12 protein-coding genes are annotated in these 15,421 nt (G+C 67.9%); 5 read left to right on the top strand and 7 right to left on the bottom strand.

All coding sequences use genetic code 11. The annotated features are described in order from the left end of the window. Window positions 1-25: 25 nt before the first annotated feature. The 5 genes from AB4Y92_RS08140 to AB4Y92_RS08160 all read right to left on the bottom strand — a co-directional run bounded on the left by AB4Y92_RS08140 (window position 26) and on the right by AB4Y92_RS08160 (window position 8,494). Entirely contained in the window at window positions 26-1,708 is a 1,683-nt protein-coding gene (locus AB4Y92_RS08140) for an AMP-binding protein (RefSeq protein WP_441819161.1), read from the bottom strand. A 4-nt stretch (window positions 1,709-1,712) separates the two neighbouring features. Further along, window positions 1,713-2,894, bottom strand: coding sequence for a lipid-transfer protein (locus AB4Y92_RS08145; protein ID WP_441819162.1), 1,182 nt, complete (start codon window positions 2,892-2,894; stop codon window positions 1,713-1,715). Beyond that, window positions 2,891-5,959 (bottom strand): SDR family NAD(P)-dependent oxidoreductase, encoded by a 3,069-nt coding sequence (locus AB4Y92_RS08150; protein ID WP_441819163.1) that lies wholly within the window; start codon window positions 5,957-5,959, stop codon window positions 2,891-2,893. The genes AB4Y92_RS08145 and AB4Y92_RS08150 overlap by 4 nt, the downstream gene beginning before the upstream one ends. 28 nt (window positions 5,960-5,987) lie before the next feature. Further along, a complete protein-coding gene (locus AB4Y92_RS08155) occupies window positions 5,988-7,139 on the bottom strand; it encodes an acyl-CoA dehydrogenase family protein (RefSeq protein WP_441819164.1) in 1,152 nt (383 codons plus the stop codon). Window positions 7,140-7,264: 125 nt separating this feature from the next. After that, window positions 7,265-8,494, bottom strand: a complete 1,230-nt coding sequence (locus AB4Y92_RS08160) for a CaiB/BaiF CoA transferase family protein (protein WP_441819165.1) — start codon at window positions 8,492-8,494, stop codon at window positions 7,265-7,267. Between the two features lie 96 nt (window positions 8,495-8,590). Between AB4Y92_RS08160 and AB4Y92_RS08165 the strand changes: the two genes are divergently transcribed. The 5 genes from AB4Y92_RS08165 (at window position 8,591) to AB4Y92_RS08185 (ending at window position 13,244) form a co-directional block, all read left to right on the top strand. After that, the gene (locus tag AB4Y92_RS08165) at window positions 8,591-9,694 is read left to right on the top strand and encodes an AraC family transcriptional regulator (protein ID WP_441819166.1); all 1,104 of its coding nucleotides are present in this window, start codon (window positions 8,591-8,593) and stop codon (window positions 9,692-9,694) included. Between the two features lie 62 nt (window positions 9,695-9,756). After that, complete coding sequence (locus AB4Y92_RS08170) at window positions 9,757-10,485, top strand: hypothetical protein (RefSeq protein ID WP_441819167.1); 729 nt, start codon at window positions 9,757-9,759, stop codon at window positions 10,483-10,485. 75 nt (window positions 10,486-10,560) lie between these two features. Further along, window positions 10,561-11,382: an AraC family transcriptional regulator gene (locus AB4Y92_RS08175; RefSeq protein ID WP_441819168.1), complete on the top strand. Its 822-nt coding sequence runs from the start codon at window positions 10,561-10,563 to the stop codon at window positions 11,380-11,382. Between the two features lie 147 nt (window positions 11,383-11,529). Beyond that, window positions 11,530-12,036, top strand: a complete 507-nt coding sequence (locus AB4Y92_RS08180) for a GNAT family N-acetyltransferase (protein WP_441819169.1) — start codon at window positions 11,530-11,532, stop codon at window positions 12,034-12,036. Between the two features lie 158 nt (window positions 12,037-12,194). After that, complete coding sequence (locus AB4Y92_RS08185; RefSeq protein ID WP_441819170.1) at window positions 12,195-13,244, top strand: saccharopine dehydrogenase family protein; 1,050 nt, start codon at window positions 12,195-12,197, stop codon at window positions 13,242-13,244. 1 nt (window position 13,245) lies between these two features. Here the strand turns inward: AB4Y92_RS08185 and AB4Y92_RS08190 are convergent, their stop codons facing one another. Further along, complete coding sequence (locus tag AB4Y92_RS08190) at window positions 13,246-14,577, bottom strand: ATP-binding protein (RefSeq protein ID WP_441819171.1); 1,332 nt, start codon at window positions 14,575-14,577, stop codon at window positions 13,246-13,248. Further along, entirely contained in the window at window positions 14,574-15,314 is a 741-nt protein-coding gene (locus AB4Y92_RS08195; protein WP_215060219.1) for a response regulator, read from the bottom strand. Before AB4Y92_RS08195 ends, AB4Y92_RS08190 begins: the two co-directional genes overlap by 4 nt. Window positions 15,315-15,421 lie beyond the last annotated feature (107 nt).

The raw sequence follows: 15,421 nt of genomic DNA on the forward strand, positions 1-15,421 counted from the left end.
GCGCGTCAGTGAGGCGAAGACGCGCTCAAGCCACCGCGTCCTGCCAGACGACAGTCTCGGCGCGATCCTCCATGCCGTCGGCCACCCACGCGGCATAGCGCTGCTCGACCACGTCGCGGCGCACCTTCATCGCCGGGGTCATGATGCCGTTGTCGATGCTCCACGCCTCGCCGACGATGCACAGGCGCGCGATCTTTTCGTGATTCTCCAACTCCGCGTTGACCCGTTCCATCTCCGCGCGCAGCTCGCTTTCCAGTTGCGCGCGCGGTTTGCCGCGCGCCTGCGCCGCCAGCGTCAGCAGCATCACCGGCTGGGTCAGGCCGGCGCCGACCAGGCACAGCTGATCGATGTCGGTGTTGCGCGCCAGCGCGCCTTCGATCGGCGCCGGCGCCACATACTTGCCTTTCTGGGTCTTGAAGATGTCCTTGAGCCGGCCGGTGATGTAGAGATAGCCGTCTTCGTCCACGCGGCCCTTGTCGCCAGTCTTGAGCCAACCGTCGTCGGTGAAGCAGGCAAGCGTCAGCGCCGGTTCTTCGTAGTAGCCGATCATGATGCCGGGATGGCGCAACTGGATTTCGCCTTCGCCCGACAGCCGGAACCCCGAGTCGGGCATCGGTCGCCCGACCGAGCCGAAGCGTTCTTCGCCGGCGATATTGAGCGAGCAATAGGCGCCCGATTCGGTCGGGCCGTAGCCTTCCTGGATCGTCACCCCGAGTTTGTCCCGGAACCACGCCAGCGTGGACGGCGCGATCGGCGCGGCGCCGCTCAGGCAGAAGCGCGCGCGATCCAGGCCGATCGCGCGTCGCAGCTTGCGCCGCAGCAGGCGATTGAGCAGCGGCACGGACAGCAGCAGATCCAGCCTGCGCTGCGGCAGCTTCTGCAGGATGCCGGCCTGCAACCGCGTCCAGACCAGAGGAACGCCCATAAAGCGGGTCGGCGCCACTTGCGGCAATTGTTCGGCGAGTTTGTCGAACGATTCCAGGAAATGCACCTGCGCGCCCCACAGCAGGCTGGCCATTTCCACCGCCATGCGTTCGAGGAAATGCGCCAGCGGCAGGTACGAGAACAGGCGTTCGTCCTCGCCCGGCAGTGGCGTGACTTTGTCGAAGGCGCTGCGCAAGTAACGCAGATTGCGGCCGGACAGCAGCACGCCCTTGGGATCGCCGGTGGTGCCGGAGGTGTAGATCAGCAGCAGCGGCCGTTCCGCCGCGGGTGGGTGGTACTGCTGCAGCGGTTGCGCGCCGGCGCCGAATTCGTCCCAGTCGCGCTCGCCGTGCGGCGCGCTGTCGTAGGGCAAGCGGATGGTGAGGATGCCCGCCGGCACGGCGGCGACGAAATCCTCGCCGTCGCTCATCGGCCCAAGAAACAGCGCCTTGGCCTGCGAGTGTTCGAGCACGTAGCGGGTGATCTTCGCGGACTGCTTCGGATACAGGCCGACCGGCAGATAGCCGGCCATCTGGATCGCCAGATCGGCCAGCACCCAATGCGCGGTGTTGAGTCCGCTGATGGCGATGCGGCTGCCCGGTTCCCAGCCCTGCGCGCGCAACGCCGCGGCCATGCGCGCGACTTCGCCGGCCGCTTCGCGCCAGTTCCACACACGCGTGCGGCCTTGGCCGGGTTGAAACAACCACGGATGAGAAGGGCGCAGGCGCGCCCACTGCAACAAGGCTTCGACCGGCAGGGCTTGCGAATCCGGGCGCGCGATCATGGGCTCAGTCCCGGCGATACATCGTGACCACGCAGGCGCCGCCCAGGCCCAGGTTGTGCTGCAGGGCGGTGCGCGCGCCCTCGACCTGGCGTTCGCCGGCGGTGCCGCGCAATTGCCAGGTCAGTTCCGCGCATTGGGCCAGTCCGGTCGCGCCGAGCGGATGGCCCTTGGACAGCAGGCCGCCGGACGGATTGACCACGTAGCTGCCGCCGTAGGTGTTGTCGCCGTTGTGGATGAACGATTCGGCCGCGCCTTCCGCGCACAGGCCCAGGGCTTCGTAACTCAGCAGCTCGTTGGCGGTGAAGCAGTCGTGCAGTTCGATCACGTCCACGTCCTGCGGGCCGATGCCGCTGCGCTCGTACACCTGGCGCGCGGCTTCGCGGCTGAGGTCGTAGCCGACCATGCGGATCATGCTGCCTGCGTCGAAGCTGGAGGCGTAGTCGGTGGTCATGCTCTGCGCGGCGATGCGCACCGAAGCGGTGATGCCGTGGCGACGCGCGAAATCGGCCGAGCACAACACCGCCGCGGCCGCGCCGCAGGTCGGCGGGCAGCATTGGTAGCGCGTCAGCGGGTCGAAGACGTCCTCGGAGGCGAGGATCTGTTCGACGCTCAAGGGCTGGTTGAACAAGGCATAGGGATTGCGCGCGGCGTGGCGGCGCGCCTTCTCGGCGATCTTGGCGAAGGTGTCCTTGCGAGTGCCGTGGCGCCAGCGGTACTCGCGGCCGGCGCCGCCGAACATCTGCGCGGCCACCGGCGCGGCGTTGACGCCCTGCAGATCGGCCATCACCTGCGCGTGCCGGCCCAGCGGCGTTTCGCGATCGTCGTACTTGGAGCCCAGCGCGCCTTTCTCCATCTTCTCGAAACCCAGCGCGAGCACGCACTCGGCCGCGCCGCTTTCGATCGCCTGCCGAGCCAGCCACAGCGCGGTCGAGCCGGTCGAGCAATTGTTGTTGACGTTGACCACGGGGATGCCGCTGAGCCCGAGTTCGTAGACCGCGCGCTGGCCGCAGGTCGAATCGCCGTAGACATAGCCGACGTAGGCTTGTTCGATGCGTTCGAAGCCGATGCCGGCATCATTCAGCGCGGCGCGGCCGGCGTCGCGCGCCATCTCGTAGTACTCCGGGCTGGCGCCGGGCTTGGCGAAGCGGGTCATGCCGACGCCGATGACGTGAACGTGCTGGCTCATGCCTGGGTGTCCTCGTGGATGGGGGCGGTCGCGGGCGGTGCGGCGGTGCGCGCTTGCGCGGGCGCGGCGGCGAGGCGGTCGAGCGCGTGCGCCAGTCGCAGGTCGCCTTCCACGCGCAGACGGCCGCGCTGGAACAGGTCGGCGGCGTGCGCGCTGCCTGCGAACAGCGCGGCCAGGTCTTGATCGGCGAGCAGGAAGGTCGCCGCCGCCGTATCGATGGCTGCGGATTGAATCAACGGCTTGGCGCCGCGCAGATCCACGCTCCAGTCCGAGCGCGGATCTTCGAGCCGGAACGCCAGCGCTTGCCCGTGCCACTGCGGCGGCGCGTCGTCGCGGGTTTGCCAACGCGCGGCCAGCTCGGCGAACAGCCGCGCGATGTCGGAGGTGCGCGGCGCAGCGGAATCGACGCTTGCCGGTGGCGTCGCATCGGCCGCGCCGGCCGATCGCTCCGCCAGCACCGCCTGCAACAGCGCCGGATCGATCTTCTGCAGGAACATCAGTTTCTGCGAAGCCATGATGTTGCCGGCGATCTTCAACTTGCCGCCGAAATACAGCTTCTGCGCATCGGCGCGGCGGGTGCTCATGGCGACGAAGTCGGCGTCGTCCAGTTCCAGGGTCGCGTCGGCGCTGTCGCCCGCGCCTTCGACGACCGTGCCGTCGCCGGACTTCAGGTCCAGCAGCCATTGCGAATCGGGGTTGCGCAGCTGGAACTGGAAGCGGGTGCGTACCTGATCGCCCAGGCCGGGGTTGTGCGCGATATGCCGGCGGATGGCTTCGAACAGATCGGCGGATGTCGCCACGGCCGGCGTGACGGCCGCTGCAGGCGCGGCGTCGATCGCAGGCGGCGCGGCCGCGTCCCGCGCCAGCACGCGCGCATACGGCTCGGCGCCGATCGCATGCAGCGCGGCCAGTTTCTGCGACGCCATCAGATTGCCGCCGATCTTTAGTTTTCCGCCGAAGTACAACTGCTGCACCTCGCCGATAGGCCGGGTCACCAGCGTTTGCACATGCTCTTCGTCGAGTTCCAGCGTGCAGTCGGCGCGTTCGGCCACCCCGGCCCGGCATTCGCCCGCGCCGTTGCGCAGGTCCAATACCCAATCCGAATCCGGCTTGTGGACCTTGAACTGGAACACGGTCGCGACTTGCCGGACCAAATCTGGATGTTCGCGCAGATAGTCGCCGATGACTTCGAAGGCTTGCGCGGCGCTGAGGTGGGTCGCTGTGGCCGTTGCGGGCTGCGCCTTCTGTGCGGTGTTCGCCACCGGCGCATCGACCGCTTCGCGCAGTTCCATCGCGGCATGGCTCACCACCAACGTGTCGCGCTCCTTGGTCCGGGTTTCGAAGACGAAGCGACGCTCGCCGTCGCGCCAGATCCGCGTGACCAGCGTTTCGCCCGGAAACACGCTGTCGGCGAAACGCACGCGGATGCTTTTGAAGCGGCGGCCGTCGTTGTCGGCGAAGCTGCGCAGCACATGGCGGGCGACGAAACCGTAGGTGCACAGCCCGTGCAGGATCGGCCGGTCGAAGCCGAAGGCGCGCGCGAACGCGGGATCGGCGTGCATCGGATTCCAGTCGCCGGACAAGCGGTAGAGCAGGGCCTGATTGGGATCGGTGCGTTCTTCGATCACCGCATCGGGTTCGCGATCGGGCGCGGCGTTGCGTTCCGAGCCCGGCCCGCGCTCGCCGCCCCAGCCGCCGGTGCCGCGCACGAACAGACTGATCTCGTTGTAGGCGAGCTTTTCGCCGCTTTCGTCGAAACTGTCGCAGCCGATCACCACCACCGCATGCGGGTTCTTGTCGTAGGCGGTCTTGAAGGCGTAGCGATGGGTCAGGCGCGCCTTCGGCGGCAGCGGCCGCAGCAGTTCGGTGTATTGCTCGCCGTGCAGGATGCGGTCCAGGCCGTAGTTCAGGCCTCTCAAACCGCGGCCGTCGCGGGTGAGGTTGAGGAAGGTGTTGAGCGCCGGCATCACCGCGTAGGTGGGCACGGCCTGGAATTGATCGCCCAGTTCGTAGACGTAACGCAACTCCTGCGGGTCCAGCGCGTCGCGCGCGGCGCCCACGCCGAGCGCGTACAAGGCCAGATCGCGTTCGTCGTAGCTGGATTCGGCCTCGATGCTGTCCTGCGAGGCCGCATCGAGGTCGATGAATTCGTTGCCGCCCAGACGCGGCTTGGCCGCGCCTTCGAGAATCGGCGCGACCGATTCGGTGGTCGTGGTCGGATAGCTGGACGCGCTGAAGTCGGCGATCTCATCCCAACGCGAGCGCACTTGTTCCGGGCCGAACCCGGCCTGGGGAAAGAACACGCCGCCGCTGCGCTGCCAGCGCAACTTGCCGATGTAACCGGCGCCGACTTCGAACAAGCCCTTGGTCTGTTCGCATTGCTCGTGACACAGCCACGCGACCAGCGCGGTGACCGATTCGGGCTTGAGCAGGTCCAGCACCTCCTGCGGCAACACTGTGGACAGCAGGCGTGAGGCCGCGACCGGCGCGATCACGTTGACATGGATGTTGCGCGCTCGGCCTTCCTCGGCCAGGGTCTGGGCCAGCCCGACCAGGGCGAGCTTGGCCGCGCTGTAATTGGCCTGGCCGAAGTTGCCGTACAGGCCGGCGGCCGAAGTGGTCATGACGATGCGGCCGTACTGCTTGTCGCGCAGGATCGGCCACGCCGCCTGGGTCACCCGCATCGAGCCGAGCAGGTGCACCCGGTAGATCAGGTCCCAGTCCTGCTCGCTCATCTTCTGGAAGCTGACATCGCGCAGGATGCCGGCGTTGTTGATCAGGATATCGACGGTGCCGAAAGCGTCTACAGCCGCCTGCACGATCGCCGCGCCGTCCTCGACCGAGTCGTAATTGGCCGCGGCCTCGCCGCCGGCCGCGCGTATCTGCGCCACCACCGCATCGGCGGCGTTGGTGCCGGCGCCGCCGCCGTGCGCGCCGCCGCCCAGGTCGTTGACCAGCACGCGCGCGCCGCGTGCGGCCAGCGCCAGCGCGTGCGAACGGCCGAGCCCGGCGCCGGCGCCGGTGACGACAGCGACCTTGCCGTCGAATCGAAGTGTTTCGGTCATTGCGAGGTTCTCCGCGATCGGCCGTCGCTCACAGCGAGCGGGCGATGATTTCTTTCATGATTTCGTTGGTGCCGCCGTAGATGCGCTGGGCGCGGGCATCGACGTAGGCGCGCGCGATCGGGTACTCCAGCATGTAGCCATACCCGCCGTGCAGCTGCACGCATTCGTCCACGACCTTGCACAGAAGATCCGAGCACAAGTATTTCGCCGCCGCCGCCGCGTCGATGGGCAATTCGTCGCGCAACACCAACTCGGTGCAGCGATCGACGAACACCCGCGCCATCGCGATTTCCGACTTCATCTCGGCCAGCTTGAAACGGGTGTTCTGGAACGCCGCGACCGGGCGGCCGAAGGCCTGGCGTTGCTGCACGTACTCGCGGGTCAGCGCGAACGCGGTCTCGGCGCCGGTGATCGAGGTGATGGCGATGATCAGCCGTTCCCAGGCCAGTTCCTGCATCAGCATCATGAAACCCTGGTTCACGCCGGCCTCGCCGCCTAGCACGTTGCGCTTGGGCACGCGCACCTGGTCGAAATGCAGCGGCGCGGTGTCCTGGGCCTTGAGGCCGACTTTCTTCAGCGCCTTGCCCTTGACGAAGCCGGGCCGGTCGGCTTCGACCAGGATCAGGCTGATGGCCTTGGCGCCGCGTTCCAGTTGATCGTCCATGCGCACCGCGACGATGGCCAGATCGCATTGCAGGCCGTTGCTGATGAACATCTTCGCGCCGTCGATGACATAGTCGTCGCCGTCCTCGCGCGCCACGGTGCGGATGCTCTGCAGGTCCGAACCGGTGCCGGGCTCGGTCATGGCGATGGCGCCGACGGTTTCGCCGCTGGCCATGCGCGGCAGCCAGGTACGTTTTTGCTCTTCGCTGCCGTAGTGCAGCAGATAGTTGGCGACGATGTCGGAATGCACGACGAAGCCCACGCCGCTGGCGCCGGCGGCGAGTTGTTCCTCCATCATCACCACGCTGTGCAGGCGGTCGCCGCCGGCGCCGCCGTATTCGGCCGGAATCGCGCAGCACAGCAGGCCCAGTTCGCCGGCGCGGTTCCACAGTTTGCGGTCGATCTGTCCGGCGTCTTCCCAGGCATCGTGGAACGGGACCACGTCTTCGGCGAAAAAACGCCTGGCGCTGCTGCGGAATGCGTCGTGGCCGGCGTCGAACAAGGTTCTTGCGAGCATGCGTTACTCGGCGATGGTGGAAGGCGGTGGATGGATACGATCTTGCGTGGCGGCGGGAATTGCGGTGAGTCGGCGGCGCGCCAGATCGCTTAGCTTTTCAGGACAAGGTGGGCGGATGGCTGCGCTTACTCGCTCATCGCTTCTCTCCATTGGTTTTTCGGCGCGATGCTTTTAAATATCGCCTCGTTGTCCGCGCCAAGCTCCGGCGTCTCGCCGCTGCGGGTGCGAGCGTTCTCGTAGCGGATCGGGCAGGCGAAGGCGGGCTTGCCGCGATAGTCTTCGACCATGCCGCGCGCCAGCACCTGTTCGTCGCGCAGGCTCTCGCTCAAGGTCAGCACCGGCGAGACGCAGCAATCGACCGCGTTCAAGCGTTGCAGCCAGTAGTCGCGATCGCGCAAACGGAACAGCAGCGCCAGGCCGACATGCAAGGGCGCCAGCCGGCGCTTGAGCCGATGCGGGTCGAGCGGTGCGCGCGGCGCTTCGCCCGGCGCCGCGGCGGCGCCGTCCAGGCGTACCGAGCGGGCTTCGCGATCGACGCGGTCGAAGGCCCAGCGCAGCGTTTTCGGCGCGCAATCGCGCAAGGCCGACAGCAGGATGCGGAAGAACTTCGGTTCCAGCGCCGCCACCGCCAGATGGCGGCCGTCGCGGCAGCGGTAGATGCGGTAGTTGGGCAGCCCGCCGGTCAGCATGCCGTCGCCGCGCGCTTCGCTTTCGCCGCGATCGCGCAGGCTCGACAGCGCGATCTGTTGCAGCGCCAAGGTACCGTCGAGCATCGCCACATCGACCATGCAGCCTTGCCCGGACTGGCGCGCGCCCAGCAGCGCGGCGAGCACGCCGGTGGCCGCGGTCAGCGAGCCGCCGGCGATGTCGGCGATCTGCACGTTGGCCAGGCCCGGCGGCGCGCCGGCACGGCCGAGTTGATCGAGCACGCCGGCGTAAGCGCAGTAGTTCATGTCGTGGCCGGCGCGGTCGCGATAGGGGCCGGTCTGGCCGTAACCGGTGATCGCGGCATAGACCAGACGCGGATTGATCCGCTTCAAGTCCGCGTAGCCGCAGCCGAGCTTGTCCATCACCCCGGGGCGAAACGATTCGATCACCGCGTCGCTGCCTTCGACCAGCCGGTGAAACGCGGCCATGTCGTCGGCGCGCGACAGGTCCAGGCTGACCGAGCGCTTGCCGCGATTGACCAGCGCGAACAGTTCCGGGCTGAGCCGGCGCGCGTAGTCGCCGCCGTCGGGATGCTCGATCTTGATCACCTCCGCGCCCAGTTGGGCCAGATACAAGGTGCACAGCGGGCCGGGCAGCAGGCGGCTCAGGTCGAGCACGCGCACGCCGGCCAGCAGGGGATTGCTCATGGATCTCTCCGCGGCCCGCGGGCTGGGACGGTTGCGGGCCAACGGATTCAGTTTCGCCGCGAGCCGGGCGTTGCAATCAGTACCGAGCATGTCAACATGATTAGCATTAAGGGCCACGAGGGACCGATGCGCGCCACCACGCCCCTGTCAGCACGCGGTTCCGCCGAACGCCGCCGTCCGCGCGCGCCATTGCGCAATTCGCTGCCGGCCGCGTATCTGCGCAAGATGCTGGAACTGGCGGCCGAGCGCGGCGTGGACCCGGCCGAGCTGCTGGTCGGCAGCCGGTTGACGCTGGAGTTGCTCGACAACCCCAACCTGCGGGTGATGGCGCGCGACGCGGCCTATGTCATGCGCCGCACGGTCGAACTCAGCGGCGACGCCGGCCTGGGCATGGAGTTCGGCCTGCGCACGATTCCCAACGCGCACGGCTACCTGGGTTACGCGGCGATGAGTTGCCGGACCCTGCGCGATTCGCTGAGCCTGGTGATGAGCTACGTGCACCTGCGCCAGCGCGACGTCAGTCTGCATCTGCTGGAGCAGGGCGACATCGCGATCCTGGAAGCGCGCGATACGCACGATCTGGGGCCGTGGCGGCATCTGATCCACGAATCGATCCTGATCGGCCTGTCGCGCATGAGCGGCTTCATGCTCGGCGAGGCGCAGCCGGAGTTCGAACTGTGGTTCGACTGGCCCGAGCCGGAGTATTACCAGCGTTTCCGCGGCCGTATTCCGCAGGTGCGTTATTCGATGCCGGCGGTGCAACTGCGATTGCCCAGCGCCTATCTGGAGCGGCGTCTGGTCACCGCCGATCAAGTCGCCGTGCGCGAGGCCACCGAACAGATCCAGCGCGAAGCGGCGACGGCGAATCTGTCCGAGGTGACCTTGCTGGAACGCGTGCGCGGCGAACTGGCGCGCGCCGGCAACGGTTATCCCAGCCTGGAACAGGTGGCCTCGCATTTGTTCATGTCCGGCCGCACCCTCAAGCGCAAGCTCGGCGAGCATGGCGTGGGCTTCCAGGAACTGCTCGACGATGCGCGCCAGCGCGACGCGATGCGGATGCTGGCCGACCCGGACATCGACATCCAGCGCATCGCCGCGGCGCTGGGCTATCAGGATCCGCCGTCGTTCACCCGCGCGTTCCGGCGCTGGACCGGCACCACGCCGAGTCAGGCGCGCGAAGCCTTGCTGCGGCGCGACTGAGCGATGAGGCGCAGCGACAATCAGGACGAAGGCGGCGTGTTGGCCGAGGCGACGCAGGGACGATGAAGACCGGACACAAACTCGCCGCGGCCGTCGCGGTTTTGCCTTTGTCGCTGTTGATGCTGCGCATCACCGGCAGCGCCTGGTGGCTGCTGGGATTGCCTTTCAGCTTTTGCGCCGGCTGGTTGTACGCCAGCGATCTGCATGCCGAACTGGTGCGCGCCACCGACATGAAGGTCTGGTCGTGGCGGCGATTGCTGCTGCAACTGCCGCAATACATCGCCGCCACGGTCCTCGTGCTGGGCGGCGTCGCCGGTCTGGCGTGGCTGCTGTGGACGTTGTGGCAGGGCGGCGACATCGGCCTGAAGCACGGACTGATCCGGCTGGCGGGAGCCGTGATCGCGATACTCGGCGGTGTCGGCATGTTCGTGCAGGGCATCCGCGGCCCGCCGCCGACGGTCAAGGAATGGTTCACGGTCAGTTTCGACGATACGCAGGTGCGCATACGCGCCCGGCCGCCGCGCGAGTCGGCGGTGGATGCGAGCTTCGCCTGGGCCTCGATCGTGCGGGTGATTTTCCAGGATGGCGGCATCGGCGGCAGCGATGTTCTCTTCATCTTTACCGACACCGCCGAGAACGCCTTCGTCGTGCTGACCGAAGGCGAGGGCGGCTCGGAGTTTTTCGGCGCCCTGTGCGGGCGCGGCTACTTTCCGCCGGAAATCTCCGCGCAGGCGATACGATCGAGCGACGGCGGCTGCTACGTCTGGCCGCCGCTGGAAACCACGCGCTGAGCGATCGCTGTTTCAACGGCCGTGGCGCGGTAGGATGCGAACGAACCGTCCTCCCGCACGTCACCGCGTTGGCCCATGCCCGAACAGATCCGCTACCTCGCCACCGCGTTAGCCGGCATCGATGCGATGAGCGCGGTGACGGCGCGCGCTTATCCGCGCCATGTCCATGATCAATACGGTATCGGCGTCGTCGATGCCGGCGGCCACGCCTCCGCCAGCGACCGCCGCCAGGTCGAGGCCGGGCCGGGGCAGTTGATCTTCGTCAACCCCGGCGAGGTCCACGATGGCCGCGCGATCGGCGGACGGCCGCGGGCGTGGCGGATGCTGTATCTCGATCCGCAAATGGTCGATCAGGCCCGGACCCAGATCGCCGACGGCGCGCGGCGGCCGTTGACCTTCGCCGCGGCGGTGTTCGGCGATGAACGCGTGCGGCGCGTGTTCGAATCGGCCTATACGGTGTTGACCGGATCGGCGGCGATGAGCGGATCGGCCGCGGCGATGGCGCGCGAAACCGCCTTGCTGCGTTTGCTTGCGGCCAGCGACGTCAACGCGACTACACCGGCGCGGGTGGCCGCCGGCGCCGCCGCGCCGGTGCGGCGCGCGCGCGAACGCATCGAGGCCGAACCGGCGGCGGAACTGTCGCTGGCCGAGCTGTCCGCCGAGGCCGGCGTCAGCCGCTATCAATTGATTCGCGGCTTCGCGCGCGAGTTCGGCCTGACCCCGCATGCCTACATCGTGCAGCGGCGCATCGCCCTGGCGCGGCGGCTGATCCGGCTCGGCCACTCGGCGGCCGACGCCGCGTTGCAGGCCGGTTTCTGCGACCAAAGCCATCTCAACCGTTGTTTCGTGCGCCAGTTCGGCGTCACCCCGAATCGGTACGCGCGTCACCTGGGCTGAGCGCGCACTTTTATCCAAGACCGCGGGCGCGGCGATGCGGACAGTGGGGCTCCGATCACACGAGCCCGTACTCATGCGCAACCGCCCCCATCCGCATTCCGCGCCGTCCTTCCATCCAGCTCCGCGCGCAGCGGCGGGGAGCCGGCAATGAACCCGATCCGCCCCTGCCGCGCCGACGAAGAAGAGGCGATCCTCACGATCATCAACGCCGCCGCCGAGGCCTATCGCGGCGTGATCCCGGCCGACCGTTGGCATGAACCGTACATGCCGGCGCGGGAACTGCGCGAGGAGATCGCCGCCGGCGTGGCGTTTTCCGGCTATGAACACGAAGGCGAGTTGCTCGGCGTGATGGGCATCCAGCCGGTGCGCGAGGTCGATCTGATCCGCCACGCCTACGTGCGGCCCGGCCGCCAGCGTTCCGGCGTGGGCGCGGCGCTGCTGCGGCATCTGCGCGAGAACGCCCAGCGCCCGGTCCTGGTCGGCACCTGGGCCGATGCCGCCTGGGCGATCGCGTTCTATCAGCGCAACGGCTTCGTTCTGGTGGCGCAACCGCGCGCGGCCGCGTTGCTGCGCAGTTACTGGAATATTCCCGAGCGGCAGATCGATACCTCGGTAGTGTTGGAGCTGCCGTGTCGCGATGGGGTTACTCGATAGGCAGCGCGCGGCGGTGGTCGGCCTGCGTTCGATGGAACAAGCGCTCCACCGACAGGTCGCCAGCGCAGTTCGGGCGAGGAACTAAATATTTCGACAGCGCCGCCGACCGCTCTGGTGTCTTCTATGCTTGTCCTTTTTACCGGCACCCAGAGAACCCAATGTCCATCGATCCCGCGGCTGCGCAACACCTCTCGAACTCCCGGCGCGTAAGCGTATTCGGCGCTTACGGTCATACCGGACGGTTCACCGTCGCGCATCTGCTCGCGCGCGGGTGGGAGCCGATCCTGGCCGGCCGCGATGCGGCCAAGCTGGCCGCCCTGGCGGAAGATTTCCCCGGGTTGGAGCAGCGAGTGGCGACCGTCGATGATCCGGCTTCGCTCGATCGCGCGCTGGAAGGGGCCGTCGCCGTGCTCAACTGCGCCGGGCCCTTCAGCGAATCGGGCGGGCCGCTGATCGAAGCGGCGCTGCGCGCGCGCATCCACTATCTGGACACCGCGGCCGAACAGCAGCCGGTGATCGCCGCGTTCGAGCGCTATCACGATGCGGCTGTGCAGGCCGGCGTCGCCGTGATTCCGGCGATGGCGTTCTACGGCGGTCTCGCCGATCTGCTCGCCACCGCGGCGGTGGGCGATGAAGCCGGCGCGGATGCGATCGATATCGCCATCGCGCTCGACAGCTGGCACCCCACCGCCGGCACGCGCCTGACCGGGCAGCGCAACACCGCGCGGCGGCTGGTGATCGGCGAGGGCGCGTTGCAATTTATCGCCGATCCGGCGCCGACGCGCGAATGGGCCTTCGCCGCGCCGTTCGCCAATCAGGACGTGGTGGCGTTGCCCTTCAGCGAAATCCCGCTGATCGCCCAGCACCTGCGCGTGGCCGAGGTGCATTCGTATCTCAATCTGACGCCGCTGAAGGATCTGCGCGATCCCACCACGCCCGCACCGGTCGCGGCCGATGCGCACGGCCGCTCGGCGCAGCGCTTCGCGATCGAAGTGGAAGTCCGCGCCGGCGCGCGGCAGCATCGGGTCGCGGCGCAGGGGCAGGACATCTACGCGGTCACCGCGCCGCTGCTGGTCGAGGCCTTGGAACGCATCGTCGATGGACGCCGCAGCGGCGACGGCGTGATCGCACCCGGGCAGGCCTTCGATGCGGCCGATTTCCTGCGCGCGCTGGCGCCGGAGTACCTCAGCCTCAGCGGTCTGGATTGAATCAGGCCTTCGCCGAGGGCAGCGACAAGGTGGCGCGCAAACCGCCGCCTTCGCGGTTTTCCAGGACCAGCTTCGCGTTCAACGACAGCGTCAGCTGCTGAGCGATGGCCAATCCCAGGCCGGCGCCGCCGCTGTCGCGGTTGCGCGAGGCCTCCAGGCGATAGAACGGTTGCAGCACCGCGTCGAGTTCGGGCTCCGGAATGCCGGGGCCGCGATCGAGCACGCTGACGGCGATGCCGCCGTCGGCGGCGCGCACGACTTCCACCTCGGCCGCGCCGGCGTATTTGACGGCGTTGTCGATCAGATTGCCGATCACCCGGCGCAGCGCGTGCGGGCGGGTAAAGATCGGCGCGCCGACGCATCCGGCCAGGACTACGTCCTTGCCGGTGTCCTGGTAATCGAACACCAGGCTGTCGAGGAACGCGTCCAGATCCAGTTTGAGCGACGGCTCGGACGCGCCGTGGGCGCTGCGCGCGTAGGCGACACCTTCGCGCACCAGATGCTGCATTTCGTCGAGATCGTCGATCAGCTTGGCGCGCAGCGGCGATTCGTCCATGGTTTCGGTGCGCAGCTTCATGCGCGTGATCGGCGTCTGCAGATCGTGCGAGATCGCCGCGAGAATCTGCAAGCGCTCGCGCAGGTAGGCGGCGATGCGGTCCTGCATCGCGTTGAACGCCGACACCGCCTTGGCCACTTCGGTCGGGCCGCCTTCGCGCAGCGGCTTGCCGCCGCCGCTGGGGCTCAGCGATTCGGCGGCGTTGGCCAGCCACGCCAGCGGCCGCGTCGCCAGCCGCACCGCCAGCCAGGTGATCAGCAACAGCAATCCCAACTGGATCGCCAGTACGTACGGCAGCCATTGCGCGATCGGCATCGTCGAGGGCGTGACTTCGATCGTCAGCGGATGGCCGTCGCCCAGGGTCAGATGAACCTGGAAACGCTCCGGGCGTCGCGAGACGGTATCGGCGCGCACCGGATAACGCGGCCCCAATGCCGAACCGATCAGGCGGGTGATGTTCTGCGCGCGTTCGCTGAGTTCGGCGCTGCCCGGCTCGCCGGCACTGAGCACGTAACGGTAGGTGCGGCGAGTGAGGTGCGGCAGGAATTCCGCGCGTTCGGCGGCGGGAATGCGGTCGAGCACGGCGACCGAGGTGATCACGTCCTGCTCCAGATTGCCGAGCATCATCGAGGTGGCGGTGACGTAGCGCTCATAGAACAACAGGCCGAACGACAACCCATGCGCAAGCAGCAGGCCGGCGAACAGGATCAGGTACAGCCGCGAGGCGATGCTGCGCGGCAGCCATTTCGACGGCGCTTTGGCGACCGCGGCGTTCATGCCTCGTCGCCGACCAGGGTGACCGGCATCGAGAACACATAGCCCTCGCTGCGCACGGTCTTGATGTAGGTCTGCTCGCGCGCGCCGTCCTGCAGGCGCTGGCGCAGGCGGCTGACCAGCAGGTCGATGGAGCGGTCGAAATGCTCCGCGTCGCGGCCCTGGGTCAGGTTCAGCAGTTGATCGCGGCTGAGCACGCGCTGCGGATGATCGAGAAACACCCGCAGCAGACGGAACTCGGCGCCGCTGAGCGCGATGACCGTGTCCTGCTCATCGAGCAGATGGCGCGCGCTGGTGTCCAGTCGCCACTGCCCGAATGCGATCAGCCGGCTGGCTTCGCTGATCTGCAGGTTCGGCGGCAGCATGCGGGTGCGGCGGATCACCGCGTTGATGCGCGCCAGCAGCTCGCGCGCCGAGAACGGCTTGACCACGTAATCGTCCGCGCCCATTTCCAGGCCGATGATGCGGTCGGTGGCGTCGTCGCGCGCGGTCAGCATCAGCACCGGGATCGAGCGGTGCTTGCTCGCGCGAAGATTGCGGCACAGCACCAAGCCGTCTTCGCCCGGCATCATCACATCCAGCACGATCAGATCGACCGCGTGGGTGTCGAGCACCGCGCGCATTTCCCGGCCGTCGGCGGCCGCGGTGGTGCGCAGGCCGTTCTTCTGCAGATAGTCGGCGACCATTTCGCGGATGTCGCGATCGTCATCGACGATCAGGATGTGATCGAGCTGTTTCATGCGCAAATCCCGCCGGTGAAGAGGACGCCAGGCCCGGACTCGGCCTGTTCGCGATTATGCCCCAGCAAGCGCAGACGCCGCGGCGCCTGCGCTGCTGCTGCGCCGGC

The organism is Lysobacter sp. TAB13 (assembly GCF_052113885.1).
Lineage (GTDB): Bacteria > Pseudomonadota > Gammaproteobacteria > Xanthomonadales > Xanthomonadaceae > Lysobacter > Lysobacter gummosus.